This window comes from Lentzea sp. NPDC051213, assembly GCF_044455585.1.
Lineage (GTDB): Bacteria > Actinomycetota > Actinomycetes > Mycobacteriales > Pseudonocardiaceae > Lentzea.
This window is the reverse complement of sequence record NZ_JBITEX010000007.1, coordinates 172,936-196,743: the sequence shown is the minus strand read 5'-3', so window position 1 is coordinate 196,743 and position 23,808 is coordinate 172,936. Positions and strand designations below refer to the sequence as shown.

Here is a 23,808-nt window from a genome sequence, read left to right as displayed (position 1 = left end):
TCCCCGTGGGTACTGGCCCCGGCTGGCATACCAACCCGGTCACCCGTTCTTCTGGAGCGCGTAGGTGACCGGAATCCTGTTGAGCGTGCTCGGTCTGCTCGCCGTCGTGGCGCTGACCGCGGGCACCTTCATCGCGGTGGCGGCGGAGTTCTCGCTGACCGCGCTGGAACGCAGCACCGTCGAGCGCCACGTCGCCGAGGTGGGCGACACGAAGGCGCGGGTCATCGACCGTGCGCACCGCTCTCTCTCGTTCCAGCTCTCCGGCGCCCAGCTCGCCATCACGCTGACCACGCTGATCACCGGCTACATCGCTGAGCCCGCGATCGCCTCGCTGATCGAGCCCGGCCTGACCGGGCTGGGCGTGCCGCCGACGGTGGCCGGTGGCCTGTCGCTGGCCCTGGCGCTGGCGATCGCCACGGCGTTGTCGATGGTGTTCGGCGAGCTGGTGCCGAAGAACCTGGCGATCGCGAAGCCGCTGGAAACCGCCCGGCTGGTGGTCGGGCTCCAGGCCGGGTTCTCGAACGTGTTCCGCTGGCTGATCAACGGGATGAACGACTCGGCGAACTGGCTGGTCCGGCGCTTCGGCGTCGAACCGGTCGAGGAGCTGGCGTCCGCCCGTTCGCCGGAGGAGCTCGGCGCCCTGGTCCGGACGTCGGCCGAACACGGCACGCTGGACCAGAGCACCGCGGTGCTGCTGGACCGCTCGCTGCGGTTCGGCGACCGCACCGCCGGCGAGCTGATGACGCCGCGCGTGCGGGTCGAGGCGCTGCGAGCCGACGCGACGGTCGCCGACCTGGTCATGAAGGCCCGCAACACCGGGTTCTCGCGCTTCCCGGTGCACGACGGGTCGCTGGACGAGGTGCGCGGGATGGTGCACGTGAAGCAGGCCTTCGCGGTGCCGTCGACCCTGCGCGCCTCGACCCCGCTGTCGGCGTTGACGCGGCCGGTCTACTCCGTGCCGGAAACCCTCGAGGGCGACGCGCTGCTCGACCGGCTGCGAGCCTCCGGCCTGCAGTCGGCGCTGGTCGTGGACGAATACGGCGGCACAGCCGGCCTGGTCACGCTCGAGGACGTGGTCGAAGAGATCGTCGGCGACGTGCGCGACGAGCACGACCGCGGCGAGGCGGCACCCGTCCGTTCGCTCGGCAAGGACAGCTGGCTCGTGTCCGGCCTCCTGCGCGACGACGAGGTGGCCGAGGCGACCGGGTTCCACATGCCGGAGGGCGACTACGAAACGCTGGCCGGCCTGGTGCTCGCCAGACTGGGACGGATTCCCGACGTCGGCGACGAGATCCGGGTGGACGGCTGGCGGGTGACCGTCATGCGGATGGACCGGCACCGCGTGGCCGAGCTGCGGGTGGTGTCGACCTCATGAACTTCCTGGTCGTAGCTTTGCTGTTGGCTGGCAACGCCTTCTTCGTCGGTGCCGAGTTCGCGGTGATCACCGCACGCCGGGACCGCCTGGAAGCCTTGGCGGACAAGGGTTCCGCGCGAGCCCGCACAGCGATCAAGGCCTCGCAGGAGCTGCCACTGCTGATCGCGGGTGCCCAGCTGGGCATCACCCTGTGCTCACTGGGCCTGGGCGCGATCGCCGAACCCGCGTTGGCAGGAGTGCTGGAGGGCCCCCTCAGCGCCGTGGGCCTGCCGTTGGCCGTGGTGCACGGCGTGGCGTTCGCGGTGGCGTTGGTCATCGTCGTAGCCCTGCACACGATCCTCGGCGAGATGGTGCCGAAGAACCTGGCCATCGCCGGCCCCGAACGGGCCGCCGTGTGGCTGGTGCCGGTGCACTACGGGTTCTCACGCATGATCGCGCCCGTGTTGGCGTTGTTCACCGCCGTCGGCCGCTGGGTGCTGCGCCGGTTCGGCGTCGAGCAGGTGGACGAGCTCGAGTCCGCCTACACCCCGGACGAGCTGGCCCTGCTGATCGGCCAGTCCCGCTCCGAGGGTTTGCTGGAGGACTCCGAGCACCGCCGCCTGGCACAGACGTTGTCCTCCACCGCGCGCACGGTGGCCGACGTCCTGGTGCCGTTGGATCGGCTGACGACCGTGTCCGCCTCACCGACCGTGGGTGAGATGGAGGCGGCTGTCGCGACCACCGGCTTCTCGCGGTTCCCGGTCCTGTCGCCCACCGGCCTGATCGGGTATCTGCACGTCAAGGACGTGCTGGACCTGGAGGGCGCGGCAACTTTGGTACCGCGCGACCGGGTGCGTGGGTTGCCAGAGGTGCCCGCCGACGCCCGGCTGGACGAGGCTCTGGCGGCGTTGCGCCGGGCCCAGTCGCACCTGGCCAGGGCCGTGGGCGCCGATGGTTCGCTGCTCGGCGTGGTCGCGCTGGAGGACCTGTTGGAGGAGTACGTGGGCACGGTGCGGGACGGCACGCACGTGCGCTGGGTCTAGAAGTACTCGGCCAGCGCCTTGATCGTGACCTCCGGGCTCGTCGCGTGCACGGTGGTCATGCCCAGGGCGCTGGCCGGTTCCAGTGCCCAGGGAGTTCGTCAGCACGGCGACTCTGCTGCGGCGATGACGTTGTTGAAGCCTTGCTGGGTGGCTTTGCCGCTTTCCACGTCTTGGACCAGTTGTGCGTTGGCCTGAAGTGTTGTGCGCAGGGCGTCTGGTTCTAGGCCTTCGCGTAGGCAGAACGCGCGTGCGGAGTCGTCGAAGGGGGTGCTGAGGACGCCGCCGAAGTCGATGATCAAAGCGCTGGCCGTGGTGCGACCTTGGCATGATCCCTCCGGTCCGGCCATGCCTGTTTGGCTACAGTGCCGGACCGTGGAACGGGATGTGACATGACGATCGTGCTCGGAGCGGACGACGTCGTGATCGATCTGCCTCGCCTGGCCGACGAACTGACGGCGGCGTTGCGGGCCGGTCCGACGGGGTCGGGCCAGCGGGTGCGCGCGCAGGTGACCCCGGACATCACGGCCATGGTGCTGCTGCCGGGCCTCGCCCCGACCATCCCCGCGTACACGGTGAAGGTGCATGCCAAGAACCCGAACCGCTCCCCCGCCATCACCGGCGTGATCTGCCTGCACGACCTGGCGACCGGCGACCTGCTGGCGCTGATCGACAGCGCCCGGCTCACCGCGCTGCGCACCGGCCTCGGCGGTGCCCTGGGAGCCCATCTGCTGGCCGACCCCGGCGCCCGCCACGTGACGGTGATCGGCGCCGGAGCCCAGGGCCGCGCCCAGCTGGAGGCGCTGGCCGCACTCCGGCCGATCGACTCCGTCCAGATCCGGGACACGGACCCCGCGGCGGAGGAGCGGTTCTCGGCGTGGGCGGAGGGCCTCGGCATCACAACGTCGGCCGCTGGCCCTTCCGGCACCGGAGCGATCGTCCTGATGGCCACCTGGTCGAGGACGCCGGTGTTGCACCAGGTTCCGCCCGGCACCCACGTCACGAGCCTCGGCGCCGACGAGCCCGGCAAGGTCGAGCTGGCACCCGCGCTGCTGGCAGGCGCGCTGGTCGTGGTCGACGATCCGGAACTCGCGCACGTTCCCGCGGACGCCGCGATCGGCGAGGTGTTGCGCGGCGAGCACCCCGGGCGGACCAGCGCCGATCAGGTCACCGTGTACAGCCCGGCCGGGTTGCCGATGCAGGACCTGGTGATCGCGTGGCACGTGTACCGCAACGCGTCCCGCCGTCGGCCTGCGGTGTTCGACGTGGGAATGAGCCGGCCGCAGCAGACCTGACCACGGGCAGGCCGGCACCTCGATCGGAAGGGTCACGCACCTGCTGGACGAGGCGCGGTGCGGATCTCCAGCATGACGCAACCGCTGTCTGTCCGATATGGACCGTGGGGCATTCCGGGCCGGCGGCTGGCGAAGTGCCCTGCGTGGAAGGTCTGGCCGAGGGTCAGGTCGGTCAGGTCGCCTTCCAGCAGGTAGACCTCCTCGTGGTAGTCGTGGCGGATCACCTCTGACGTCTCCAGGCCCGGTGCCCAGCGGGCGATTCGGGTCAGGGTCGAGGTGTCCGGGTCACGGCTGAGGACTCGTTCGGTGACGCCGGGGGCCGCCGGGCGCCACTCGACCGAGTCGACCGGGAAGAACTCGTGTTCTTCGCGCATCACAACCTCCGGTTCGCCAGCACGGGCAACGTGCGGCGGGCCTCCTCGACCGCTGCAACGTCCACATCGGACAGCAGCATGCCCGGTGCCCCGCCCAGCCGCGCGCGGACGGTGCCGAGCGGGTCCACCACGGCGCTGCGGCCGATTCCTGTTGGGGCGGAACCGTAGTCGGCGTCGGGGTCGGCTTGGCCGCAGGCCAGGACCCAGGAGGTCGCGTCCAGGGCTCGGGCGCGGACCAGGAGGTCCCACTGGTCGGCCTTGCCGGGGCCCGCGCCCCAGGAGGCGCCGAGCAGGATGACCGGGGCGGTGTCGGCGAGGGCGCGGAAGAGTTCGGGGAAGCGCACGTCGTAGCACGTGGCCAGGCCGAGGGTGGTGCCGTCCACCTCGAAGGTCACCGGCTTGTCGCCGGGGGTCACCGAGTCGGACTCGCGGAAGCCGAAGGCGTCGAAGAGGTGGATCTTGGCGTAGCCGAGGTGCAGGCCGGCGCCGGTGACGAGGGTCGTGTTCGTGACCCGGCCCGCCTCGCCCGGGGTGAACATGCCGGCTACTACGACGACATCGTGTTCGTCGGCGATCTCGCGGACCGCGGTGGCCCACGGGCCGTCGAGCGGTTCGGCCATCGGGGTCAGGGGGACGCCGAAGCGGCACTGGGTGGCTTCCGGGAACTGTACGATTCGCGCGCCCTCGGCGGCCGCGGTTGCCACCTGGGCGCGGAGCAGGGCGAGATTTTCCTGCGGGTCAGCGGTGGAGCTGATCTGACACAGCGCGATACGCATGATCCTCCTCTGGTATACATGTTGTATGCAGGGCGCAGACAGCTTGTCTGGCAGGGAAAAGGCGTACGAGTTCCTCAAGGACACGATCCTCGCCGACCCCGAGATGCAGGGGCGGTTCATCAGCGAGCAGGACATCGCCAACCAGATCGGCGTCTCCCGCACGCCGATTCGTGAGGCGTTGCTGCTGCTTGCGGCCGAAGACCTCGTGCAGCTCGTACCGAAGAAGGGTGCGTACGTCGCGCCGTTGTCGTCGCGGCAGATCACTGAGCTGATGGAGCTGCGTGGCGTCGTTGAGCGGTATGCCGCCGAACGCACGATGTCCGAGGGCACGGTGCCGTTGCGGCGTATGCAGGAGCTGATCGAAGAGCAGCGGTGGCTGGTCGAGGACGCGCGGCAGTTCATCGACGTCGACCGGCAGTTCCACGCGCTGTTGGTCGCGGCGACGGGCAACGAGCTGTTGACGAAGACCTACGAGGGGTTGCGCGCACGGCAGGTGCGCGCGGGTGTGGTCGCGCTGTACCGGGTGCACGGCCGGCAGCAAGCCGTCATCGACGAGCACAACGCGATCGTGGCCGCGCTCGAGTCCGGGGACGTCGGCGCGGCCACCGCGGCGATCACCGCTCACTTGGACACCACGCTGAAGGTCTTGCTCAGCGGCTGATCCTCCGGTTCCGGATCGCGGCCCAGGCGCAGACCGATCAGCGTCACGACGCACGCCAGGCTGACGTAGAGGCCGACGATCACCCACGTGTCGAACGCGGCCAGCAGCGCGGTGAACAGCAGCGGCGCCACCGCGCCGCCGATCACGCCGGCCAGCGTGTAGGCGAGCGAGCTGCCCGTGTAGCGCAGGCGTTCGGTGAACTGCTCCGAGATGAACGCCGCCTGCGGCCCGTACATGAACGCGTGGAACGCAAGTCCCACAACGACTCCGAGCACGATCAGCACCCGTGAACCGGTGTCGATCAGCGGGAACAGCGCGAACGGCCACACCGCGCCGCACACCGCGGCCGTCGCGTAGAGACCGCGCCGGTTCACCCGGTCGGACACCCAGCCGGCCAGCGGCATCAGGAACAGCTGGAACCCGGAGGCGATCAGCACCGCGATGAGGCCGACGTTGCGCGGCAGCTTCAGGACCGTCGTGAGGTAGGTCAGCACGAACACGGTGTGCAGCGCGTACAACACGTCCGGACCGACACGGCTGAGCACCGCGGCGACCAGCGGCCGGGTCTGCGTGCGGAACACCTCGCTGATCGGCGCGACCGGGCGGTCGCCGCGCTCCTCGATCGCCTTGAAGACCGGGGTCTCCTCCAGCTTCACCCGGATCCACAGGCCGAAGATCACGAGCACCGCGGACAGCAGGAACGCGACGCGCCAGCCCCACGACATGAACGCCTCGTCGGACAACGCCACACCGAGCAGCGCGAGCACACCGTTCGCCATCAGGTTGCCGGCGGGCGGGCCGATCTGAGCGGCCGACGCCCAGAAACCTCGTTGCTTCGGATTGCCGTACTCGCTGGACAGCAGCACGGCGCCGCCCCACTCACCGCCGAGCCCGACGCCCTGCGCGAACCGCAGCACCACGAGCAGCACACCGGCCGCGGGACCGATCGCGGCGTGCGTCGGCAACAGACCGATGAGCAGCGTCGCGATACCCGTGATCAGCAACGTCGTGACGAGCACGCGTTTGCGCCCGATCTTGTCGCCGAGCCGGCCGAACAGGAACCCGCCGAGCGGCCGCGACAGGTAGCCGACCGCGTACGTCGAGAACGCGAGCAGCGTCGCGGTGAGCGGTTCGGAGCTGGGGAAGAACAACGGGCCGAGCACCACGGCGGCGGCGACGTTGTAAATCGCGAAGTCGTACCACTCGAGCGCGGTACCGGAGAGCGATGCCACAAAGGCCCGTACCAGGGCCGAACGGGGCACGCCCGGTGATGCACCTGTCCTTGCTGTGTCTGTCGGCATGCGGTAATACTGCCTGTATACAACTCGTATGCGCAAGGAGTACCGCATGTCTACCGATTGCACACTGGCTTTCGACCTCCCCGACGGCACCGTCGCCGAGGTGGCCGTGACGACCTTGCTGAACGGCGGCTACGCCGGTCGCAGCCAGGACGACGTGGCCGCTCACGTGCGCGAACTCGCCGAACTGGGCGTACCGGCGCCGTCCGTGACGCCGAGCCTCTACCCGGTCTCGCCGTACCTCGCGCAGCAGACGTCGACCGTGCCCGCCCAGCACGGCCGGACGTCCGGTGAAGCCGAATGGGCGCTGGTCGTGACCGGTACAGACGTCCTGCTGACCGTCGCGTGCGACCACACCGACCGCGCGCTGGAGGTGCACGGCGTCGCGTGGAGCAAGAACGCGGGCCCGGACGTGCTGGGTCGCAAGGCGTGGCGGCTGTCGGACGTGGCCGAGCGGATCGACGAGATCGAGCTGACCGCGTGGGCCGACGGTGTGGAGATCCAGCGCGGCACCCTGGCCGAGCTCCTCACCCCGCAGTACTGGGTGGACCGGCTGCGCGACCTCGGCCTGCTCAAGCCCGGCACCGTGCTGCTGTCCGGCACCATCCCGATGCACCACGGCGTGGAGCAGTTCGCGTCGAAGTGGCGCGTCGAGCTGCGTGACCCGGCCACCGGCGACATCATCGAGTGCGCCTACGAGGTGACGAGGCTGCCCGAGCCCATCGGCTGAGCCGGTATGTGACTCCTGGGGCCTGTCGAAATCCGCGTCGCCGGTTCGACCTACAGGTGACGGACGCACACAGGGAGGCACCGAAAATGGGCAAGGTCTACACGGGCGCGAGCACCTCGATCGACGGCTACGTCTCCGGTCCGGACTTCTCCGGCTTCGACAAGCTGTTCCGCTGGTACGAGGCGGGCGACGTGAAGTTCACGATGCCGACGGGCACGATGACGTCCCATCTCACGCCCGCCAGCGCCGCCTACTTCGGCGGGATGATCCAGGCGACCGGCGCGTTGGTGGTGGGGCGCAAGCTCTACGACTTCACCAACGGCTGGGACGGGCAGCACCCGATGGGCGTGCACACGGTCGTGTTGACGCACCGGCCGTTGGAGGACAACGAGCACTTCACGTTCTGCAGCGAAGGCATCGAGAAGGCGATCGAGATCGCCAAGGCGAAGGCGGGCGGCAAGGGCGTCGGCCTGAACTCCGGCGAGATCGCCCGCCAGGCCATCGACGCCGGCCTGGTGGACGAGATCCTGCTCGACCTCGTGCCGGTGATCCTCGGCGGAGGCACGCCGTTCTTCGCGCCCGGCAAGGGTTACGAGCTGGAGGGACCGCTCTCGATCATCGAGAGCACCTCGGTCACGCACCTGCGGTACGCGGTGAAGTACGGGGCCTGAGAGCCAGACCCCGCACCACCTTCTAGGGCACGATCTCCATCTGCGCCATCATCCCGATCCACGAGTGTTCGAGGAAGTGGCAGTGGTAGACGTAGCGGCCGGTGTAGCCGGTGAAGGTCGCCTGCAACTTCACCGTCTCCCCGCCCATGATCGGGACGGTGTCCTTGAGGCCCAGGTCACTGGGCAGGGGCGGGCCGCCGTTGCGCTCCAGCACGCGGAACTGGACCAGGTGCAGGTGGAAGTTGTGCTTGACGCCGACGGGGTCGGAGCTCTTGATGAGCCAGGTCTCGGTGGCGCCGCGTTTGACGGTGATGTCGACGCGGTCCATGTCGAAGACCTTGCCGTTGATGAGGCCGTCGGGGCGCTGGTTGGGTTTGAAGAGGAACGCCAGGTCGATCTCGCGGTCCACTGTGGAGAGTGGCAGCGCGGGAAGCGGGCGCAGGACGGCGGGCACGCGGCTCGAGTCGGAGGCGCGGCGGACGACGTCGAAGCGCAGGATCTCGCCCGCCACGTCGTCGGTCAGGACGACCTTCGAGCCGACCGGGTACTTCGAGAAGTCGATGACGACGTCGGCGCGCTCGGCTGAGGACAGGGTCAGCTCCGCCGCCACCTTCGACTCGCCGAAAAGGCCGCCGTCGGAGCCGATGTGGGTGAACTTGTCGCCGGTGAGCTTGAGCTTGAAGAGGCGCTGGTTCGCCGTGTTGACCAGCCGGAAGCGGTACTTGCGGGCGGCGACCTCGAAGTAGGGCTTCGGAATGCCGTTGGCCAGCACGGTGGTGCGCTTCGCCGGGTCGTCGAAGACCACGATGTTGCCGCTGTCGTCGAAGTGGATGTCGCGCAGCATGATCGGAACGTCGTAGGCGCCGGTGGGCAGCCCAAGCCCGCGCTCGGAGTCGTCCTCGATGATGTAGGTGCCGTGCAGTCCTAAGTAGACGTGCTGGGCCTCCGTGCCGTGGCTGTGGTCGTGGTACCAGAGGGTCGTGCCCTGCTGGGTGTTCGGGTAGAGGTAGAGGCGGGTGCGGCCGGGCGCAATGATGTCCTTCGGGTGACCATCGTGCTCTGGCGGCACGTGACCGCCGTGGAGGTGGACGTTGGCGCCCTCCTTGAGGTTGTTGCGGAACATGATCAGCGTCTTGCGACCCGTCTTGGCCCTGATCGTCGGGCCGATGAACTGGCCGCCGAAACCCAGCACCGGCGACTGCAGGCCGGGCAGGATCTCGGCGGTCGTGTCGTCGATCGAGAGCTCGTAGATCTCCTGCTTCGGCGTGGACACCAGCGGGCGCAGCACGGGCGGCACGGGCATCGGCCGTGCCCACGGCACGACCACCGGTTTGGGGCCTGAAAAGGATTTCGACTCTTGATACGTGACCGGGTGCTTACCGTGCGTCGAGTTCTCATGCCCCTCGGCCGGTACGAGCAGCTTCGGCACGCCGAACACACCTGCGGCGATTCCCCCGGCGGCGAGCACACCTCGTCTGTTGAGCATCGCTGTTCCCCTAAGCGCCCCAAGCGGACGCGCACAATGAGAACGCTCCCGCAACGGTTGGATGCGGCGGAACCTACGCCGGGCGCTCAGGGGCAACACCTAGTTCCGAGTTCTGCTCGGATATGCAGAGCGACTGTCTCAAAAGGCCAGTTGAGCTTTCACCGAACGGGTTCGCTCATCAGCGAGCACTTCGTCATCACCATTCTGAATCGCTTGCAGCACTTGGGAAACGACGGACTCGGTCGTGATCTTCGGTGCGTCGACGCCCGTCGTCATGTCGGTGTCGATGAAACCGGCGTGTACCGCAATGACGTGAGTTCCCTGTTCCTGCAACGCTTCCCGCGTCGACTTGGTCAACGACCAGCCCGCCGCCTTGGAAGCCGCGTAACCGCGCCATGCCGCCCGGCCGACGAACGAGAGGATGCTCAGCACGTTGACGAGCACGCCGCCGCCATTGGTTTTCAGAATGGGTGCGAACGCGTCGGTCGTGCGAACGAGCCCGTAGAAGTTGACCTCGAATTCTGCCTTGATGCTGTCAACATCCTCGCCCGCGACGAGCACGCCGGCGTTGTTGATGACGATCGACACGTCACCGAGTTCCTTCGCCGCCGCCGCGACGGACGCATCGTCGGTTACGTCCAACCGAACCGGAATGACTCCTTCGTCCACAACGGACGCCGGATTGCGCGCGCCGGCGTAGACCTTCGCTCCGCGCTTCACCAGCTCGCGGGCGAACTCGCGGCCAAGACCCCGGTTGGCACCCGTCACCAGCACCACTGCGCCGCTGAAGTCCATCGCTACCTCCTAAGTTGGATTTCCCAACCTACGTTAGCGAGGTAAGTTGGATTTGCCAACCCACTGCTAGGATGGTCACATGACCGCTCGAACCTGCTCCATCGCGAACACGCTGGAGGTCGTAGGCGAACGCTGGTCACTGCTGGCGTTGCGCGAGGTCTTCTTCGGCAACACCCGCTTCGACCAGATCGCCGCGAACACCGGCGCCTCCCGCGACGTGCTCGCCGCACGGCTGAAGAAGCTGGTCGCCGCCGGTGTGCTGGAGAAGCGCCAGTACTCCGACCACCCGCCGCGGCACGAGTACCTGCTGACGGACTCCGGGCGCGCGCTGCACAACCTGCTGCTGATGCTCAAGGAGTGGGGCGACAGTTACGTGACAGAGGCGCCGTTGCCACTCGTGTGGGAGCACTCGTGCGGCCACGTGCTGGAAGCGCGCGTCGTGTGTGCGCATTGCGGGGAGGAGGCGACGGCGGAGTCGCTCACGCGGTCCGAAGGCACGCCGGTAGCGCTGTGAAGGCAGAGTTGGCGGCCCGGCTCGTGGCCTTTAGCCGCATTGGGTCGAGCGCGCGCGTGCGTCCCGGCCTGGTTGACCGAGTAGGTTGATCGCCATGAGTGACGACGACGAGGACGAGTTCGCCGAGGACGACGAGTTCGAGGACGAGGAAGACCCGGACGACCTCTTCGCCGTCACGCCCGAGCCGCGCACGGTCTGTCACCTGTGCGGGGGCGCGAGTTACATCGCGGCGCCCACACTCGCGCTCATCGGTGGCGCGCCGCGGACCGTCGACAACGGGCGGGAGTGCCCGCATTGCGGCGGCGCGCGGACGTTCAACGGGCTCGTGCCGCCCCTTTAGCGCGGTTCTCGGCGTGCCAGTCGAGGAACTCTGGCACCGACAGGCGCGCCACCTCGTCTCCGATGATGTCCAGGGCCAGGTCCGAGGCCCGCTTGAAGCGCACGCAGGCCTTGCCCATGTCGAGCTTCTTGCCGGTGCCCGCCCACCTGGCGCGGAACGACTCCTCGAACTCCTCCATCACCGTGGTGAGGTAGACGGAGAAGTAGTTCTTCTGGGCGCCCAGGGCGACGTAGAGGAGCGGCTTCTTGTTGTAGGTCGGGCCGCTGACCTCCATCGGCACCGCGTACGTGATCAGTCCCCAGTCCATGGCCTCGACGTAGCCGTCGGGGAGGTTGGCGAGGATGACGTCGCGCACAGCTTCGACCTCGGCACGCCGCTCATCAGGCAGTTCTCCGAGGTACTGGTCGACCGTGGAGGCATTGCTCTTCACCATGCGCGTACGGTAATCGCCCGTGGAGGTCCTGACCCGAGCCGAATGGCACCAATTGCGCGACTCGCACCTCGCGCGCATGCGCCGGTTCACCGGGCCTCATCAGGAGCGGAAGCTTCGCAAAGAGAAGCACCCGGTCATGGACTTCCTTTTCACGTACTACAGCCATCGGCCCGTGCGGCTCGAACGGTGGCATCCGGGGCCGGGCGTCATCCTCGAGGACGCGGCCGAGTACCTGGAGTTTCCGCACTACCGGGCCACTGACGACGGCGTCACGCTGGACGTGGAGAGCTTCGTCGGGCAGCGGGCGAAGACGCTGGAGTTCGTGCAGTCGCTGCTCGCGGCCACGCTCTCACGACCGGCGCGGCTGGGCTGTTTCGGGCTCCACGAATGGGCGATGGTCTACCGGCAGCAGCCCGAGGAGGTCCGGCACAACGCCTGGCCGTTGCGTTTGGGCAGCTCAGGGACCGACCAGGTGGTCGAGTCGAGCCGGATTCAGTGCGGGCACTTCGACGCTTTCCGGTTCTTCACGCAGCCCGCGCGGCCGCGCAACGCTCTGCAGCCGACCCGTGACGAGCAGCTCCTGAACGAGCAGCCGGGGTGCCTTCACGCGAACATGGATTTGTTCAAGTGGGCGTACAAGCTGGAGCCCGCGACGCCGTCCGAGCTGGTCGCCGACTGCTTCGAACTGGCCGCTGACGTGCGGGAACTCGACATGCAGGCCTCACCGTACGACCTCGCGGGGCTGGGCTACGAGCCGGTGCCGATCGAGACGCCCGAGGGGCGGTCCGAGTACGTGCGGCGGCAGGCGGCGTTCGCCGAGCGGGCCCGACCGTTACGCGAACGGATCATGATGGTGTGCCAGTCGATACTTAATGTGACTTCACTTCGCTGACGAAGTTCACCTGTTAGCGTGATTGGCGGTCGTCGGGGGCCGCTGAGTAGTAGTGAGGATTCGATGTCTCGACACCGCGCGCTGCGGGCGAAAGTGCGGCGCAACGTCGCCAAATGGCCTGTCACCGTAGTGGTCGTCGTCGTGCTGATCGGTCTCGGCTGGCTCGCCTGGTCGTGGGCCGCGGGCGTACTCGACCGGCGTGCTCAGGCGCAGGCCCAGGACTGCAGCGAGGGCGAGTCGGTGCTGCGCGTCGCCGCGACGCCGAGCGTTGCCGAAGCCGTTGCGGAGGTCGCGCGCGCGTACAGCGCCACACGGCCCGTTGTGTACGACCACTGCATCGCCATCGAAGTGACTTCCCTGGACTCGTCCGCGGTGCTGGACGGGTTGAGCGGGACGTGGGACGAGTCGAAGCTCGGCAAGCGGCCGCACGCGTGGCTGCCCGACTCGACGTTGTGGGCGAACCGGCTGACCGCGCTCAACGCGAAGCTGGTCGGCTCGGCGCCGAAGTCCGTCGGCTCCTCGCCGATTCTGCTGGCCGCGCCGGAGGCCGCCGCGCCCGTGCTCAAGGAGTTCCGCTGGTCGGACATGCCGGAGGTCACGGACTGGAGCAAGTTCGGCCAGTCGTGGGGCCGGTTCAGCGTCGCGATGCCCGACCCGTCCGCGAACACGGCGACCGCGCTGGCGATCCAGTCGGCGCTGGCCGGCGGCAAGGGTCCCGTGACGCCGGAGTCGCTGGGTTCGGACGCGTCGAAGGCGCTGCTGTCGAAGCTCGCCGCCACGGTGCCGCCGGAGGTGCCGCCGACGACGCGTGAGGCGTTGCGCAGGCTCGGCGACAGCGCGACGGTGAACGCGGCGGGCTTCAGCGTCACGCCGGTGTCCGAAGTGGACCTCTACAAGCACAACACGGGCAAGGAAGCCCCCTCGAAGCCACTCGTGGGCGTGCTGCCCGCCGGCCCGGCGCCGGTCGCGGACTTCCCGTACGTCGCGTTGAGCGGCGCGGAGGTCGGCGAGGCGGAAGTGCGTGCGGCGCAGTCGTTCCGCGAGTTCATGACGGACCCCGAACGACAGAAGATCCTGGCGCGCGGCGGTTTGCGCGTCGAGTCCACTCAGGACCGCCCGTCCCCCTCGCCCGGCGTCGCGTGGGCTCCGGTGGCGGAGAACCTGGTCGCGGCGGACGCGACCACGACGCAGCAGATCTCGTCGGCGTGGGCCTCCGCGGACCGCGGCGGGCAGGTCGTGACGGTGCTCGCCGACGTGTCGACGTCGATGAAACCCCGGCTGGACAAGGTGAAGGCCGCGCTGCGCGGTCAGGTCGACCGGTCGGTGTCCGGGTCGTTCGGGCTGTGGGAGTTCGCGCGGGACCTCGACGGGTCGAAGCCCCACAAGCAGCTGGTCGGGACCGGGCCAGTGGCGGACAAGCGCGAGGCGCTGCGCAAGGCGATCGACTCGCTGAAGACCGCGGACGGCTCACAGCTCTACAGCGCGCTGGCGGCCTGCTACGGGGCGGCACACGACGGGTTCGTGGCCGGGCGGGTGAACCGGGTCGTGGTGATCACCGACGGCACCTCGGACGGCGGGATCGACCTGGCGGCGCTGAAGTCGCAGCTGCACGGGAAGGACCTTGCGGTCAGCTTCATCGCGATCGGCGGTGAGGTCGACAAGGCGGCGCTGACGGACATCGCGCAGACCACCGGTGGGTCGGTGTCGGTCGTGGAGAACGTGGACGGGGTCGAGGCGGCGCTCGGCCAGGCGCTGTCGACGAACGCCTGACCGGTGTCGACGAACGCCTGACTATTGTCGGCGAGCGCCTGACGCTGTCAGACCCGCTCCCTAGAATTGAAATTGGGGGAACCCAGCAGGCGCCGTGTGTGTGGTGCGTCGCCACGGGTGCGCTGGCACGGGCGCGCGGCCGCGGGTGCGCTGGCACGGGTGCGTCGCCACGGGTGCGCTGGCACGGGTGCGCTGGCACGGGTGCGCAGCCACGGACACCACGGATGCAGGGGAACCCTAAACAGCCCAAGCTCGTTGCCCCTCCATGGGGGAAGCACGGATCTTGGTGGCGTCGTTGCCGTTCGCCGGCCACGTAGGCGCACTGGCAGCGGTCTCAGCAGAACTGGTCAAGCGCGGCCACGACGTGGTCGCCTACACCGGCGCCAAATACCGGCACCGGTTCGAGGGCGCGGAGTGGTTGCCGTGGCAGCACGCGCCGGACTTCGACGACGCCGAGCTGGGCAGGGCATTCCCGAGCGTCGGCGACGGCAAGGGCCTCAAGGCCAACTTCGCAAACGTTCGCGACGTGCTCGTCGGCACGGGCGCGGCCCAGGCGCGCGACGTCCTGGAGGCGGAGTTCGACCTGGTCGTCACCGATCATCTGGCGTTCGGGGCCGCGATGGCCGCCGAACGAAAGCAGCTGCCGTGGGTCACGGTCGCGGTGACGCCGCTGGTCGCGAGCCGCGCGCTGGTCAAGGCGGTCTCGGCAGTGCTCGCCGGTCCGATGTTCAACCGCATGCGCGCGGAGGCCGGGCTCGGACCCAGGTCCGGGGCACTGGAGGCGTTCTACTCGCCGGAACTCGTTCTGGCGCAAGGGGTCTCCGCGCTGGAGACCACAAAGGACCTGCCGGAGCAGGTGCGGTTCGTCGGGCGGTTGATCACCGCGACCAAGAAGCCCGAGGCCCTGCCCGAGTGGTGGCCGGACCTCGACGGCAGGACCGTCGTGCACGTGACACAGGGGACGCTGGAGACCGGCGCGGACGATCTGCTGAAGCCCGCGATCGAGGAACTGGCCGGGCACGACGTGCTGGTGGTGTGCACGACCGGGGGCGCGCCCACGGACACGTTGGGGACGTTGCCGGACAACGTGCGTGCGGCGGAGTTCATCCCCCACGACCTGTTGCTGCCGCGGACCGCCGTGATGATCACCAACGGCGGGTGGGGCGGGGTGCTCGCGGCGGTCGAGGCCGGTGTGCCGATGGTCGTGGTGCCGGGTGCGCTGGACAAGCCGCAGGTGGCACACCGCGTCGAGCGCGCGGGTGCCGGGATCGTCCGGAAGAAGCCGAAGTACCTCAAAAAAGCCGTGGATCAGGTGCTGGGAGAGCCGCGCCACCGGAAACGTGCCGAAGAGCTGGGCCGGCAGCTGAAAACGGCAGGTGGCGCGGCCAGGGCGGCGGAGTTGGTCGAGGACGTGCTCAAGCGACGTTGAACTGGTCCGGGTCGGGGCCGGTGCGGGTGCCGTTGTCCAGCTCGGCGATGACGGTCATGTCGTCCTGGGCCAGCTCGAAGTCGAAGATGTCGATGTTCTCCTTGATCCGGTACGGCGTGACGGACTTGGGGATCACGACGTTGCCGAGCTGGACGTGCCAGCGCAGCACGATCTGGGCCGGGGTCTTGCCGTACTTGTCGGCGAGGGCGGTGATGTCGGGCTTGCCGAGCAGCGCGCCCTGGGCCAGCGGCGACCACGCCTCGGTGACGATGCGGTGGGTGACGTGGACCTTGCGCATCTCTTCCTGCTGCAGCAACGGGTGCAGCTCGATCTGGTTCACCGCCGGGGTGGTCGGGAACTCGTCGAAGAGGCGCTGCAGGTGTGCTGTGTGGAAGTTCGAGACACCGATCGCGCGGACGCGGCCGTCGGCGTAGAGCTGTTCCAACGCCCGCCAGCTCTCGGCGTACAGGTCGCGCGACGGCGTCGGCCAGTGGATGAGGTAGAGGTCCAGCACGTCGCGGCGCAGGCGACGCATGCTCTCGTCGAACGCGCGCAGCGTCGAGTCGTAGCCCTGGTCGGAGTTCCACAGCTTGGTCGTGATGAACAGGTCGGGGACGCCCGCGATCGCGTCGCCCACACCGGACTCGTTGCGGTAGGCGGCCGCCGTGTCGATGCTGCGGTAGCCCGCTTCGATCGCGGTCGTGACCGCGCCGGCCACCTGGTCCTCCGGCACCTGGAAGACGCCGAAGCCGAGTTGAGGGATCCGTACTCCGTTGTTCAAAGAGGTCAGCGGAACCATGCGGGTAGCTTCGCATCGTTGTAGACGTCGTGCATCGCCTTGATCGTGTCGATGATTTCGTGTCTCAACTCGTTCGGTGCCAACACTTCCACGTCCGCACCGAATTTGAGCAGGTCAGCGACGGCATGACGGGTGGACTCGGTCGGAAAACCGAACTCCTGCCCCGGTTCCGGTGCTGCCTCCCTGATCACCCGCGCCTGGTAGCCGCTGAGCAGGTACTGGGACTTGTCGAGGCCTGCTCGCGTCATGCGGACCGCGATGCGCTCGCCGTACATGCGGGCCTCGAACTCCTCGGACCACTCGGCCCAGTACCGCGCCAGGTCGAAACCGTCCGGCCGGTCGAACGTGTCCGAAGTGGCCTGGAGCGACTGGACCCGGGAGACGCGGTAGGTGCGGCCGCTGCCGACGAAGTACCAGGTGCCCGCCTTCAGCACGAGCCCGTACGGGTCGACCTCGCGGTCCACGGTCTGGTTGCCCCACCGCAGATAGGTCATCCGCACGCGACGCTGTTCCCAGACGGCGTCGGCGATCGTGGCGAGGTGCTCGGTGGGTTCGTCGCCGCGGAACCACGTCGGGGTGTCGAGGTGGAAGCGCTGGCGGATCTGCTCGGCGCGGGCGCGCAGCTCGGTCGGGAGCGCGGCGAGCAGCTTGAGCTGGGCCGCAGCGGCGACCTCCTTGAGGCCGAGCTCCTCGGCGGGGCCGGGCAGGCCGGCGAGGAAGAGCGACTGGGCCTCGGCACCGGTCAGGCCGGTCAGGCGGGTGCGGTAGCCGTCGACCAGCTGGTAGCCGCCGGTGGGGCCGCGGTCGGCGTAGACCGGGATACCCGCCGCCGAGAGAGCGTCGATGTCGCGGTAGATCGTGCGCGGCGAGACCTCGAGTTCCGCGGCCAGTTCGTCCGCCGTCATCCGGCCCCTCGCCTGGAGGAGCAGCAGCACCTGGATGAGCCGGCTGGACTTCACCTTCTAAACATGACACGAACTGTCAGGATCTGCCAGCAGAGTGGACCGCATGAAGGCAACCGGAACCATCGAAGTGAAGAGCTGGGACGAGAAGACCTGGGACGGCCGCCCCTACAAGGAGGTCGAGGGCCGCAAGCTCACCGAGGCGCACGTCCAGTTCTCGTACGCGGGCGACGTCACCGGTACGGGCAGCTGCCGATACCTCATGTCCTACGCGGACGACGTGTGCTGGACGACCGCGCTGGAGGAGATCGTGGCCGACGAGGGCACGCTGGTGCTGCGGCACGTCGGCGCGTACCGGACGTCGGTCGAGGCCGTGATCGAGATCGTGGACGGCACCGGCCGGTTCGCGGGGGCGCGAGGTGCGGCGACGGTCGACTGGGCGGAGGATGGCAGCGGCACCTACACCCTGGAGTACGAGGTCTGACCATGACCAACGCCCCCATCTACGAAGCCGCCAAGCAGCGGATCACCGAACTGGTGCAGGATCGCGATCCGCAGACACCCGTCGCGGCGACGCCGGGATGGTCCGTCAAGGACGTGGTGGCGCACCTGGCCGGCGGCCTGCGCGACTTCGTGGACCGCCGGTTCGACGGCGTCGAGTCCGGCGAGTGGGGCGAACGGCAGGTGCGCGACCGCAGGGACAACTCGCTGGCCGACGCCTTCGCCGAGTGGGACACGAACCTCAAGCTGGCCGCGGACCTGTTCGACACGCCGACCGGCCCGGTGCTGGTCTCCGAGGTGATCGCGCACGAGCACGATCTCCGCGCGGCGCTGGGGGTTCCCGGCGATCGCGACTCGGTGGCGGTGCGGGCCGCGCTGACCAAGCCGTTGCAGCACCTGGACCAGCGGATGCGGGAGAACGAGGTGCCCGCGCTGCGGATCACGCTGGAGCACGGGGATCGCGTGCTCGGGCACGGCGATCCCGCCGGGACGCTGCGGACGACGTCGTTCGAGCTGATGCGGGCGATCGGCGGACGGCGGTCGGCGGACCAGATCAAGGCGCTGGACTGGGAGGGTGATCCGGACACCTGGATCGCCGCGCTCGCCCTGTTCGGACGGCATCGGCCAGAGCCGTTCACCGAGTGAAATCCTTGCCCGAACGCGCCTAGCGCCATGTCCGAACGTACGTAAAGCCTTGCGCAAAAGTGTCGGTGTTGATCTCAAGTCTGACGTTGTCATGCGGCTGCCGAGAAGATGTCGGCGGCCGCATCTCTTTGTGGCCAACGACAAAGAGGAGAACCATGGAACTCACACGTCGCACGCGGCTGAGCCTTCAGGCGTCCGTTGCCGCGGTCATGATCGGACTCGGCTCACTGACCACAGGGATGGCGGCACAGGCAGCGGCCGCTCCCAGCGTGACAGTGGCCTCCGAGGTCGCCGTCGGATGGGTCAACGAGGGCGCCACGGAGACGTTCTCCGTCGCCGTGCCCCAGACCGGGCGCTGGAAGCTCGAGTTCGGCGTCAGCTACCCGGAGACGACCGCAAAGATCAAGTCCTCTGTGGACGGACGTGGGCTGACGGACGTCTCCGTCGCTCCCCAGCCGGGAACGTTCTACACCCACGGGTACTCGCAGTGCGTCTCGTTGACCAAGGGCAGGCACTCCGTCACCGTGACGGCCGCCGAGCTGCCGTCGAACCTCCCGCTCCAGGTCACCCTGGTGGACGCGGCCAAGCCCTGACCTGAGTGAACGTCGCCGGGCGTTCCTGTTCGCCCGGAGCGGATCGGGCGCTTTCATCCACCTCGCGTGGGTGGAAGCGCCCTTTGCTTGCCCTGTTCGGACGGCTCGGGCGGAACTGTTCACCGAGTAACTTGGTCGATCATGGGCGACTGGCTGGCCGACACGCGGAAGTCCTACGACACAGTCGCGGTGAGCTACGCCGGCTACGCCCGCAGGGGCCTGGCCGAGAAGCCGGTTCTGCGCGCGGCACTCGGGTTGTTCGCGGAGCAGGTCGACGGCCCGGTCGCGGACGTGGGCTGCGGACCCGGCGTGGTCACCGCGCACCTGCACTCGCTCGGCGTGGACGTCTCCGGCTTCGACCTCTCCCCCGCGATGATCGAACTGGCCCGGCGCTCCCACCCCGGCCTGTGGTTCGAGGTGGGCTCGATGACGGAGCCGTTCCTCGCCGACGGCTCGATGGCCGGGCTGATCGCCTGGTGGTCGCTTATCCACGTCCCCGACGCCGAGGTGCCCACCGTCTTCTCGCACTTCCACCGGGCGTTGCGACCGGGAGGGTTGCTGCTGCTGGGATTCCACGTCGGCGACGGGACACGGGTGAAGGAGCAGGGCTACGGCGGGCATCCGATGCGGGTGCACGTGCACCTGCGGCAACCGGACCAGGTCGTGGCCTGGCTGCGTGACGCCGGGTTCACGCTGGAGGCCCGGTGGCTGCACGATCCGGAGACCGAGGCGCCCCAGGCGATCCTGTTCGCCCGGCGCGGATGAGACCATCTGGCGGTGTCCGACGAGAAGACGTGCCAGCGGTGTGGCGAGCCGGTCGAGCTCAGCCAGGAAGACTTCGAGCTGTTCGAGCGGATGCACTTCGAGTGCTTCCACTTCGCTTTCGAGCACGATCTGAGCAAGCCGGAGCTCGCTGAGGACCAGGACTGCGGCGATCCGGGGTGCCCGGCGGGGGTGTGACAGCGGGCCTGACCTGGGCCAGGCCCGCCGGACCTCACTGAACGATGCGCCAGCGCTGCTTGCTCTCACCGGTCGTGCAATGCACCATCTTGACGCTCAAGGCGCCGTCGTCATCGGTCGCACTCAGGCACATGTCGTTGTAGTCGCTCTTGATGAACGGGATCTGCCCGCCACTGCGCGGCGTGACCCACCACCACTGCTGCGGCTCACCCGCGAAGCACGGCTCCGTGCCCAGGCGCCAGGTCAGCGACAGGCACCTGCCGGTGGCGACGTGCTTGATCGGCGTCGCGGCGTTGTGGTTGTTCCAGATCCACTTCTGGTAGTCACCGCCGTTGCACTTGTTGATGTACAAGCCCACATCGGAGCGGTAGTCCAGACACCTCTTGTCCCCGAAGTTCTTGAAGCTGTTCGCCACCACCGCGGCCGACGCCGGCGCGGCACCCAGGGCCATCACCACGGTGCTCAGCACCGAGACAGCAAGAACCCACGATCGTTTGCGCACTGCCTGTCCCCTTTGGCGCCCCCCAGGCACCCGGACAGACGAAGGGTGACACGGCCGAAGCGACCATGTCACCCTTCTCGGTCAAACAGGAGCGATCAGCTGCCGTACGCGGAGAGCGGCGGGCAGGAGCAGACCAGGTTGCGGTCGCCCTTCGCGCCGTCGATGCGACGGACCGGCGGCCAGATCTTCGGCGCACCGGTACCGGCCGGGTAGACGGCCTCCTCGCGGGTGTACGGGTGGTTCCACTCGCCGACCGTCACGCAGGCCGCGGTGTGCGGGGCGTTGCGCAGCGGGTTGTCCTCGACGGGCCACTCGCCGGCGCCCACGCGGTCGATCTCGCGCTTGATGGCGATCATGGCGTCGATGAACCTGTCGATCTCGGCGAGGTCCTCGGACTCGGTCGGCTCGACCATGAGGGTGCCGGCGACCGGGAACGACATCGTCGGGGCGTGCAGGCCGTAGTCCGCGAGGCGCTTGGCCACGTCGTCCACCGTCACGCCGGTGGCCTTCGTCAACGGGCGCAGGTCGAGGATGCACTCGTGGGCCACGAAGCCGCCCTCGCCGGTGTAGAGGACCGGGTAGTGCTCGTCCAGGCGGCGGGCCACGTAGTTCGCGGCCGCCACGGCGGTCAGGGTCGCGCGGCGCAGGCCGTCGCCGCCCATCATCCGCACGTAGGCCCACGAGATCGGCAGGATCGACGCGGAGCCCCAGGGAGCCGCGCTGATCGGGCCGACGCCCGTGGCGGGGCCGGCGGTGGGCTGCAGCGGGTGGTTCGGCAGGAACGGGGCGAGGTGCGAGCGGACGCCGATCGGGCCTACGCCGGGGCCGCCGCCGCCGTGCGGGATGCAGAACGTCTTGTGCAGGTTCAGGTGCGAGACGTCCGAACCGAACTTGCCGTAGCGGGCCAGGCCGATCAGGGCGTTGAGGTTCGCGCCGTCGACGTACACCTGGCCGCCCGCGTCGTGGACCAGGCCGCAGACCTCGGTGACGGTGTCCTCGTACACGCCGTGCGTCGACGGGTACGTGATCATGATCGCGGCGAGGTCGTCGGCGTGCTCGGCGACCGTGGAACGCAGGTGGCCCATGTCGATGTTGCCCTTGTCGTCGCACTTCACGACGACGACGCGCATGCCGGCCATGACGGCGGAGGCGGCGTTGGTGCCGTGCGCGGAGGACGGGATCAGGCAGACGTCGCGGGCGGCGTTGCCGTTCGCGCGGTGGTAGGCGCGGATCGCCAGCAGACCGGCGAACTCACCCTGCGAACCGGCGTTGGGCTGCAAGGAGACCGCGTCGTAGCCGGTGACCTCGGCGAGCCAGGCCTCGAGATCCGAGACGATGCGAAGCAGACCGGCAGCGTCCTCGACAGGCGCGAACGGGTGCAGCGTCGAGAACTCCGGCCAGGTGATGGATTCCATCTCCGCGGTCGCGTTCAGCTTCATCGTGCAGGAACCGAGCGGGATCATGCTGCGGTCGAGCGCGACGTCCTTGTCCGACAACGCACGCAGGTAGCGCAGCAGCGCGGTCTCCGAGCGGTGCGAGTGGAAGACCGGGTGGGTCAGGTAGTCGGACGTGCGGCGCAGGTCGGCCGGGATGCCGTCGGCAGTGTCGGCGTCGATGGCGTCCACATCGGCCTTGGTGACACCGAAGGCTTCCCACACCGCGACGAGGTGCGCGCGCGTGGTCTTCTCGTCGCAAGCGATTGCGACGACGTCGGCGTCGACCTGGCGCAGGTTGATGCCGGCCTCGCGCGCCTTCGCGACGACCGCAGCGGCCTGGCCTTCAACACGCACCTGGACGGTGTCGAAGAACTCGCCGTGCACGACGTCGAGACCGGCCTCGCACAGGCCCGTGGCGAGCACGGTGGCCAGGCGGTGCACGCGGGTCGCGATCGACCGCAGGCCGTCCGGACCGTGGTAGACGGCGTACATGGACGCGATCACGGCCAGCAGCACCTGCGCGGTGCAGATGTTCGACGTGGCCTTCTCGCGGCGGATGTGCTGCTCACGCGTCTGCAGAGCCAGGCGGTAGGCCAGGGAACCGTCGGCGTCGACGGAGACACCGACCAGGCGGCCGGGCAGCTGACGCTCCAAACCGGACCGGACGGCCATGTAACCGGCGTGCGGGCCGCCGAAGCCGATCGGCACGCCGAAGCGCTGCGTGGTGCCGATGGCGACGTCCGCACCGATCTCGCCCGGCGCGCGCAGCAGCGTCAGCGCGAGCAGGTCGGCGACGACGACGGCCTGCGCACCGGCGGCGTGGATCTCCTCGATCAACGCGGCCTGGTCGCGCACGACACCGGAGGCACCGGGGTAGGACAGGAGAACGCCGAAGAAGTCGCCGCCCAGGCCGAGGCCCTCGATGCCCTGCGACAGGTCCGCGACGACGATCTCGATGCCCAGCGGCTCGGCGCGGGTCTCGATCACGGCCAGCGTCTGCGGCAGCGTGTCAGCGTCGATGACGAACTTGTTCGACTTGGAGCGACCGCCGCGGCGCACCAGCGTCATCGCCTCGGCGGCGGCGGTCGACTCGTCCAGCATGGACGCGTTCGCGACCGGCAGGCCGGTCAGGTCGCCGACCATGGTCTGGAAGTTCAGCAGCGCCTCGAGGCGGCCCTGCGAGATCTCCGGCTGGTACGGCGTGTACGCGGTGTACCAGGCGGGCGACTCCAGCACGTTGCGCAGGATCACGCCCGGCGTCACGGTGTCGTAGTAGCCGAGGCCGATCATCTGCGTCATCGGCCGGTTCTGCGAAGCCAGTTCACGCAGCTCGGCCAGCGCCTCGGTCTCGGTGGCCGGCGCCGGCAGGTCCAGCACCAGCGAACGCTCGTGAATGGACGAAGGCACCGCGCGCTGCGCCAGCTCCTCCAGCGACCCGACGCCGATCACGTCGAGAATGCGCGCGAGTTCGGCGGGGCGCGGACCGACGTGGCGGTCGGCGAACGGGGTGCCGTGCTCGAGAGCGGCGAGAGGGATGCGGTCCTGCGTCATCAAACGCCTCCGGGGGCCTGAGGGCACACGTGTCCTGGTGCCCTCCCCGCTCTGTCCGTAC

The 23,808-nt window shown here is 68.9% G+C and carries 27 protein-coding genes; 16 read left to right on the top strand and 11 right to left on the bottom strand.

Features of this window, described 5'->3' with window-relative positions; all coding sequences use genetic code 11:
- The first annotated feature begins 64 nt into the window (after nt 1–64).
- Both ACIA8G_RS29565 and ACIA8G_RS29560 read left to right on the top strand, forming a co-directional pair.
- Nucleotides 65–1,375: a hemolysin family protein gene (locus tag ACIA8G_RS29565; RefSeq protein ID WP_396421958.1), complete on the top strand. Its 1,311-nt coding sequence runs from the start codon at nt 65–67 to the stop codon at nt 1,373–1,375.
- A complete protein-coding gene (locus ACIA8G_RS29560; protein WP_396421957.1) occupies nt 1,372–2,397 on the top strand; it encodes a hemolysin family protein in 1,026 nt (341 codons plus the stop codon). The genes ACIA8G_RS29565 and ACIA8G_RS29560 overlap by 4 nt, the downstream gene beginning before the upstream one ends.
- Nucleotides 2,398–2,495: 98 nt before the next feature.
- Here the strand turns inward: ACIA8G_RS29560 and ACIA8G_RS29555 are convergent, their stop codons facing one another.
- Nucleotides 2,496–2,696 carry a hypothetical protein gene (locus tag ACIA8G_RS29555; protein WP_396421956.1) on the bottom strand — a complete coding sequence of 67 codons (201 nt, stop codon included), beginning with the start codon at nt 2,694–2,696 and terminating at the stop codon, nt 2,496–2,498.
- Between the two features lie 90 nt (nt 2,697–2,786).
- Here ACIA8G_RS29555 and ACIA8G_RS29550 point away from each other — a divergent pair, with 90 nt between their 5' ends.
- Nucleotides 2,787–3,689 carry an ornithine cyclodeaminase family protein gene (locus ACIA8G_RS29550; protein ID WP_396421955.1) on the top strand — a complete coding sequence of 301 codons (903 nt, stop codon included), beginning with the start codon at nt 2,787–2,789 and terminating at the stop codon, nt 3,687–3,689.
- 32 nt (nt 3,690–3,721) lie between these two features.
- Here ACIA8G_RS29550 and ACIA8G_RS29545 read toward each other — a convergent pair whose 3' ends face one another.
- Together ACIA8G_RS29545 and ACIA8G_RS29540 are read right to left on the bottom strand one after the other, a co-directional pair.
- Nucleotides 3,722–4,063 carry a cupin domain-containing protein gene (locus ACIA8G_RS29545; protein WP_396421954.1) on the bottom strand — a complete coding sequence of 114 codons (342 nt, stop codon included), beginning with the start codon at nt 4,061–4,063 and terminating at the stop codon, nt 3,722–3,724.
- Nucleotides 4,063–4,842, bottom strand: coding sequence for a carbon-nitrogen hydrolase family protein (locus ACIA8G_RS29540; protein WP_396422348.1), 780 nt, complete (start codon nt 4,840–4,842; stop codon nt 4,063–4,065). The genes ACIA8G_RS29545 and ACIA8G_RS29540 overlap by 1 nt, the downstream gene beginning before the upstream one ends.
- A gap of 40 nt (nt 4,843–4,882) precedes the next feature.
- Here ACIA8G_RS29540 and ACIA8G_RS29535 point away from each other — a divergent pair, with 40 nt between their 5' ends.
- Complete coding sequence (locus ACIA8G_RS29535) at nt 4,883–5,500, top strand: GntR family transcriptional regulator (RefSeq protein ID WP_396421953.1); 618 nt, start codon at nt 4,883–4,885, stop codon at nt 5,498–5,500.
- Here ACIA8G_RS29535 and ACIA8G_RS29530 read toward each other — a convergent pair.
- Complete coding sequence (locus ACIA8G_RS29530; RefSeq protein WP_396421952.1) at nt 5,461–6,801, bottom strand: MFS transporter; 1,341 nt, start codon at nt 6,799–6,801, stop codon at nt 5,461–5,463. The genes ACIA8G_RS29535 and ACIA8G_RS29530 overlap by 40 nt on opposite strands.
- 46 nt (nt 6,802–6,847) lie before the next feature.
- On the opposite strand from ACIA8G_RS29530, the gene ACIA8G_RS29525 reads away from it, so the two are divergent.
- Both ACIA8G_RS29525 and ACIA8G_RS29520 read left to right on the top strand, forming a co-directional pair.
- On the top strand, nt 6,848–7,528 hold the full coding sequence (locus ACIA8G_RS29525) for a DUF2848 domain-containing protein (protein ID WP_396421951.1): 681 nt from the start codon (nt 6,848–6,850) through the stop codon (nt 7,526–7,528).
- 86 nt (nt 7,529–7,614) lie between these two features.
- On the top strand, nt 7,615–8,199 hold the full coding sequence (locus ACIA8G_RS29520; protein WP_396421950.1) for a dihydrofolate reductase family protein: 585 nt from the start codon (nt 7,615–7,617) through the stop codon (nt 8,197–8,199).
- A gap of 22 nt (nt 8,200–8,221) precedes the next feature.
- Here ACIA8G_RS29520 and ACIA8G_RS29515 read toward each other — a convergent pair whose 3' ends face one another.
- Both ACIA8G_RS29515 and ACIA8G_RS29510 read right to left on the bottom strand, forming a co-directional pair.
- The gene (locus ACIA8G_RS29515) at nt 8,222–9,685 is read right to left on the bottom strand and encodes a multicopper oxidase family protein (RefSeq protein WP_396421949.1); all 1,464 of its coding nucleotides are present in this window, start codon (nt 9,683–9,685) and stop codon (nt 8,222–8,224) included.
- Nucleotides 9,686–9,823: 138 nt separating this feature from the next.
- A complete protein-coding gene (locus ACIA8G_RS29510) occupies nt 9,824–10,480 on the bottom strand; it encodes an SDR family oxidoreductase (protein WP_396421948.1) in 657 nt (218 codons plus the stop codon).
- A gap of 79 nt (nt 10,481–10,559) precedes the next feature.
- Between ACIA8G_RS29510 and ACIA8G_RS29505 the strand changes: the two genes are divergently transcribed.
- Both ACIA8G_RS29505 and ACIA8G_RS29500 read left to right on the top strand, forming a co-directional pair.
- Nucleotides 10,560–10,994, top strand: coding sequence for a winged helix-turn-helix transcriptional regulator (locus tag ACIA8G_RS29505; protein ID WP_396421947.1), 435 nt, complete (start codon nt 10,560–10,562; stop codon nt 10,992–10,994).
- A 94-nt stretch (nt 10,995–11,088) separates the two neighbouring features.
- Nucleotides 11,089–11,334 carry a hypothetical protein gene (locus ACIA8G_RS29500; RefSeq protein ID WP_396421946.1) on the top strand — a complete coding sequence of 82 codons (246 nt, stop codon included), beginning with the start codon at nt 11,089–11,091 and terminating at the stop codon, nt 11,332–11,334.
- Here the strand turns inward: ACIA8G_RS29500 and ACIA8G_RS29495 are convergent.
- The gene (locus ACIA8G_RS29495; protein ID WP_396421945.1) at nt 11,309–11,767 is read right to left on the bottom strand and encodes a DUF1801 domain-containing protein; all 459 of its coding nucleotides are present in this window, start codon (nt 11,765–11,767) and stop codon (nt 11,309–11,311) included. The two genes, ACIA8G_RS29500 and ACIA8G_RS29495, sit on opposite strands and share 26 nt — an antisense overlap.
- Nucleotides 11,768–11,843: 76 nt before the next feature.
- Between ACIA8G_RS29495 and ACIA8G_RS29490 the strand changes: the two genes are divergently transcribed.
- From ACIA8G_RS29490 to ACIA8G_RS29480, 3 genes are all read left to right on the top strand, one after another.
- Complete coding sequence (locus tag ACIA8G_RS29490) at nt 11,844–12,659, top strand: 3-methyladenine DNA glycosylase (RefSeq protein ID WP_396422347.1); 816 nt, start codon at nt 11,844–11,846, stop codon at nt 12,657–12,659.
- A 63-nt stretch (nt 12,660–12,722) separates the two neighbouring features.
- On the top strand, nt 12,723–14,429 hold the full coding sequence (locus tag ACIA8G_RS29485) for a substrate-binding domain-containing protein (RefSeq protein ID WP_396421944.1): 1,707 nt from the start codon (nt 12,723–12,725) through the stop codon (nt 14,427–14,429).
- 265 nt (nt 14,430–14,694) lie between these two features.
- Entirely contained in the window at nt 14,695–15,858 is a 1,164-nt protein-coding gene (locus ACIA8G_RS29480; protein WP_396421943.1) for a glycosyltransferase, read from the top strand.
- Here the strand turns inward: ACIA8G_RS29480 and ACIA8G_RS29475 are convergent.
- Both ACIA8G_RS29475 and ACIA8G_RS29470 read right to left on the bottom strand, forming a co-directional pair.
- On the bottom strand, nt 15,845–16,657 hold the full coding sequence (locus ACIA8G_RS29475; protein WP_396421942.1) for an aldo/keto reductase: 813 nt from the start codon (nt 16,655–16,657) through the stop codon (nt 15,845–15,847). The two genes, ACIA8G_RS29480 and ACIA8G_RS29475, sit on opposite strands and share 14 nt — an antisense overlap.
- Entirely contained in the window at nt 16,645–17,616 is a 972-nt protein-coding gene (locus tag ACIA8G_RS29470) for a helix-turn-helix transcriptional regulator (protein ID WP_396421941.1), read from the bottom strand. The genes ACIA8G_RS29475 and ACIA8G_RS29470 overlap by 13 nt, the downstream gene beginning before the upstream one ends.
- 49 nt (nt 17,617–17,665) lie before the next feature.
- Here ACIA8G_RS29470 and ACIA8G_RS29465 point away from each other — a divergent pair, with 49 nt between their 5' ends.
- From ACIA8G_RS29465 to ACIA8G_RS29445, 5 genes are all read left to right on the top strand, one after another.
- Entirely contained in the window at nt 17,666–18,043 is a 378-nt protein-coding gene (locus ACIA8G_RS29465) for a DUF3224 domain-containing protein (RefSeq protein ID WP_396421940.1), read from the top strand.
- Nucleotides 18,044–18,045: 2 nt separating this feature from the next.
- Nucleotides 18,046–18,705, top strand: a complete 660-nt coding sequence (locus ACIA8G_RS29460; protein WP_396421939.1) for a maleylpyruvate isomerase family mycothiol-dependent enzyme — start codon at nt 18,046–18,048, stop codon at nt 18,703–18,705.
- 155 nt (nt 18,706–18,860) lie between these two features.
- The gene (locus ACIA8G_RS29455) at nt 18,861–19,298 is read left to right on the top strand and encodes a hypothetical protein (protein WP_396421938.1); all 438 of its coding nucleotides are present in this window, start codon (nt 18,861–18,863) and stop codon (nt 19,296–19,298) included.
- Between the two features lie 141 nt (nt 19,299–19,439).
- Nucleotides 19,440–20,063 carry a class I SAM-dependent DNA methyltransferase gene (locus ACIA8G_RS29450; RefSeq protein ID WP_396421937.1) on the top strand — a complete coding sequence of 208 codons (624 nt, stop codon included), beginning with the start codon at nt 19,440–19,442 and terminating at the stop codon, nt 20,061–20,063.
- A gap of 12 nt (nt 20,064–20,075) precedes the next feature.
- Entirely contained in the window at nt 20,076–20,258 is a 183-nt protein-coding gene (locus ACIA8G_RS29445; protein WP_396421936.1) for a hypothetical protein, read from the top strand.
- Nucleotides 20,259–20,292: 34 nt separating this feature from the next.
- Here ACIA8G_RS29445 and ACIA8G_RS29440 read toward each other — a convergent pair whose 3' ends face one another.
- Entirely contained in the window at nt 20,293–20,760 is a 468-nt protein-coding gene (locus tag ACIA8G_RS29440) for an RICIN domain-containing protein (RefSeq protein WP_396421935.1), read from the bottom strand.
- A gap of 95 nt (nt 20,761–20,855) precedes the next feature.
- On the bottom strand, nt 20,856–23,747 hold the full coding sequence (gcvP, locus tag ACIA8G_RS29435; protein WP_396421934.1) for an aminomethyl-transferring glycine dehydrogenase: 2,892 nt from the start codon (nt 23,745–23,747) through the stop codon (nt 20,856–20,858).
- Between the last annotated feature and the right edge of the window lie 61 nt (nt 23,748–23,808).

Bases quoted from the DNA above. Each gene is read 5' to 3' on its own strand.
- ACIA8G_RS29500 (WP_396421946.1), top strand. From the start codon at position 11,089: ATGAGTGACGACGACGAGGACGAGTTCGCCGAGGACGACGAGTTCGAG.
- ACIA8G_RS29515 (WP_396421949.1), bottom strand. From the start codon at position 9,685: ATGCTCAACAGACGAGGTGTGCTCGCCGCCGGGGGAATCGCCGCAGGT.
- ACIA8G_RS29545 (WP_396421954.1), bottom strand. From the start codon at position 4,063: ATGCGCGAAGAACACGAGTTCTTCCCGGTCGACTCGGTCGAGTGGCGC.
- ACIA8G_RS29495 (WP_396421945.1), bottom strand. From the start codon at position 11,767: ATGGTGAAGAGCAATGCCTCCACGGTCGACCAGTACCTCGGAGAACTG.
- ACIA8G_RS29490 (WP_396422347.1), top strand. From the start codon at position 11,844: ATGCGCCGGTTCACCGGGCCTCATCAGGAGCGGAAGCTTCGCAAAGAG.
- ACIA8G_RS29475 (WP_396421942.1), bottom strand. From the start codon at position 16,657: ATGGTTCCGCTGACCTCTTTGAACAACGGAGTACGGATCCCTCAACTC.
- ACIA8G_RS29560 (WP_396421957.1), top strand. From the start codon at position 1,372: ATGAACTTCCTGGTCGTAGCTTTGCTGTTGGCTGGCAACGCCTTCTTC.
- ACIA8G_RS29525 (WP_396421951.1), top strand. From the start codon at position 6,848: ATGTCTACCGATTGCACACTGGCTTTCGACCTCCCCGACGGCACCGTC.
- ACIA8G_RS29550 (WP_396421955.1), top strand. From the start codon at position 2,787: ATGACGATCGTGCTCGGAGCGGACGACGTCGTGATCGATCTGCCTCGC.
- ACIA8G_RS29460 (WP_396421939.1), top strand. From the start codon at position 18,046: ATGACCAACGCCCCCATCTACGAAGCCGCCAAGCAGCGGATCACCGAA.
- ACIA8G_RS29480 (WP_396421943.1), top strand. From the start codon at position 14,695: ATGGGGGAAGCACGGATCTTGGTGGCGTCGTTGCCGTTCGCCGGCCAC.
- ACIA8G_RS29530 (WP_396421952.1), bottom strand. From the start codon at position 6,801: ATGCCGACAGACACAGCAAGGACAGGTGCATCACCGGGCGTGCCCCGT.
- ACIA8G_RS29520 (WP_396421950.1), top strand. From the start codon at position 7,615: ATGGGCAAGGTCTACACGGGCGCGAGCACCTCGATCGACGGCTACGTC.
- ACIA8G_RS29450 (WP_396421937.1), top strand. From the start codon at position 19,440: ATGGGCGACTGGCTGGCCGACACGCGGAAGTCCTACGACACAGTCGCG.
- gcvP (WP_396421934.1), bottom strand. From the start codon at position 23,747: ATGACGCAGGACCGCATCCCTCTCGCCGCTCTCGAGCACGGCACCCCG.
- ACIA8G_RS29455 (WP_396421938.1), top strand. From the start codon at position 18,861: ATGGAACTCACACGTCGCACGCGGCTGAGCCTTCAGGCGTCCGTTGCC.
- ACIA8G_RS29485 (WP_396421944.1), top strand. From the start codon at position 12,723: ATGTCTCGACACCGCGCGCTGCGGGCGAAAGTGCGGCGCAACGTCGCC.
- ACIA8G_RS29505 (WP_396421947.1), top strand. From the start codon at position 10,560: ATGACCGCTCGAACCTGCTCCATCGCGAACACGCTGGAGGTCGTAGGC.
- ACIA8G_RS29510 (WP_396421948.1), bottom strand. From the start codon at position 10,480: ATGGACTTCAGCGGCGCAGTGGTGCTGGTGACGGGTGCCAACCGGGGT.
- ACIA8G_RS29465 (WP_396421940.1), top strand. From the start codon at position 17,666: ATGAAGGCAACCGGAACCATCGAAGTGAAGAGCTGGGACGAGAAGACC.